The sequence below is a fragment of the Psychrobacter sp. AOP31-B2-9 genome, from assembly GCF_052378005.1.
Lineage (GTDB): Bacteria > Pseudomonadota > Gammaproteobacteria > Pseudomonadales > Moraxellaceae > Psychrobacter.
The window spans coordinates 1-1554 of record NZ_JBQSXG010000258.1 but is presented as its reverse complement, the minus strand read 5'-3'; the positions used below and the strand labels follow the sequence as shown (position 1 = coordinate 1554).

General features: G+C 41.0%; 3 protein-coding genes. All 3 read right to left on the bottom strand.

The features are described 5' to 3' along the window. Positions 1-159 precede the first annotated feature (159 nt). Genes rplI through rpsF form a run of 3 tightly spaced genes read right to left on the bottom strand, consistent with a single transcriptional unit; the run spans position 160 to position 1342 of the window. Positions 160-666: a 50S ribosomal protein L9 gene (gene rplI / locus ACT3SX_RS14985; protein WP_192520964.1), complete on the bottom strand. Its 507-nt coding sequence runs from the start codon at positions 664-666 to the stop codon at positions 160-162. A gap of 24 nt (positions 667-690) precedes the next feature. Continuing rightward, positions 691-921: a 30S ribosomal protein S18 gene (gene rpsR, locus ACT3SX_RS14980; RefSeq protein ID WP_010198808.1), complete on the bottom strand. Its 231-nt coding sequence runs from the start codon at positions 919-921 to the stop codon at positions 691-693. A gap of 16 nt (positions 922-937) precedes the next feature. Beyond that, positions 938-1342, bottom strand: a complete 405-nt coding sequence (gene rpsF / locus ACT3SX_RS14975; protein WP_057759380.1) for a 30S ribosomal protein S6 — start codon at positions 1340-1342, stop codon at positions 938-940. Positions 1343-1554 lie beyond the last annotated feature (212 nt).

The window sequence follows — 1554 nt, the reverse complement described above, 5'->3', positions numbered from 1 at the left end:
TTAGCGAATGTGTATCACCTTTTTTTAATGAGGACACGCTTCAATATTCTGACAGCTCTTACTTAAACAAAATAGGGCGTAACCATAAAACATAGACAAAAAAAGCCAGCAACCTAAGGTTGCTGGCTTTTTATAGACTGAGTCTAACTATATAGAAGATTACTCTTCAGAATAGTCTTCGTCAGCAGCTTCTTCGTCAGCAGAATCTTCGTTGTTACCATCTTCAGAAAGAATGGTAACCAAGATGCTAGCAGTAACGTCATGGTGTAGCTGAATATCAACATTGTATTCGCCAACTTGACGTAAAGTGCCTCCAGGAAGCTTGATTTCAGCACGATCTACTTCTAGACCTGAGTTAGTCAATGCTTCGGCGATATCGCGAGTACCGATAGAGCCGAATAGCTTGCCTTCGTCACCTGATTTAGCACGCATGATGACATTAACATCAGTTAAAGCATCAGCACGCTCTTGAGCACTAGCGATTTCTTTTGCTTCTTCAGCTTCAAGCTCAGCACGACGTGCTTCGAACTTTTCAATGTTAGCTTTAGTAGCAGGTAGTGCTTTACCCAAAGGGATAAGAAAGTTACGTCCGTAACCTGGTTTTACATCGACAGTTTCACCGAGTTTACCAAGGTTGACGATACGCTGTAACAAAATAATTTGCATGAGTCATTCCTAGTTAATTAACGGTTAACCCTGATGGTTATCAGTGTATGGAAGTAGCGATAAGTAACGAGCTTGCTTGATAGCAGTAGCTAGTTGACGCTGATATTTAGTAGATGTACCGGTAATGCGGCTTGGTACGATTTTACCATTATCACTGATGTACTGTTTTAGCAATTCAACATCTTTATAGTCGATGTGAGTGATGCCTTCAGCAGTGAAACGGCAGAATTTGCGACGGCGATAGAAACGTGCCATGAGTATTCTCCTTTAATTAGTCTTCACTGTTGTCGTTGTCGTCGCTATCGTTTTCACGATTGTCTGGACGACGAGTAGTTGCTTTGCGTGCGCGTTTTTCATCGGCATTCTTGGCTAACTGCGACTCTTCAGTGACAGCTTCGTCACGGCGCATAACTAGACTACGAATGATCGCGTCGTTATAGCGGAATAATTCTTCAAGTTCAGCCAAAGTTTCACCGTCAGTTTCAATATTGAAAAGAACGTAGTGAGCTTTGTGAATCTTGTTGATTGGATATGCCAATTGACGGCGGCCCCAATCTTCTAAACGATGGATAACACCGTTGTTGTCTTGAACTAACTTGATGTAGCGCTCAACCATGCCGACCACTTGGTCGCTTTGGTCTGGGTGTACAAGTAACACCAGTTCGTAATGTCGCATTATGACTCCTTACGGATTAGTAGCTATTAACCCTATGTTAATAGCAAGGAGATTTATAAGGTAAGCCCAATTCTGACCAGTTTTTATAAAAAACAATCTAGAATAAGCTTAGGATATAAAGCGCCGTATTATAGCAGTACTCAATCATTAACACAAAGGTTAATCGCTGAGATACTGCTAATAAACTATAAATTTCATAAATTGCTTTCTAA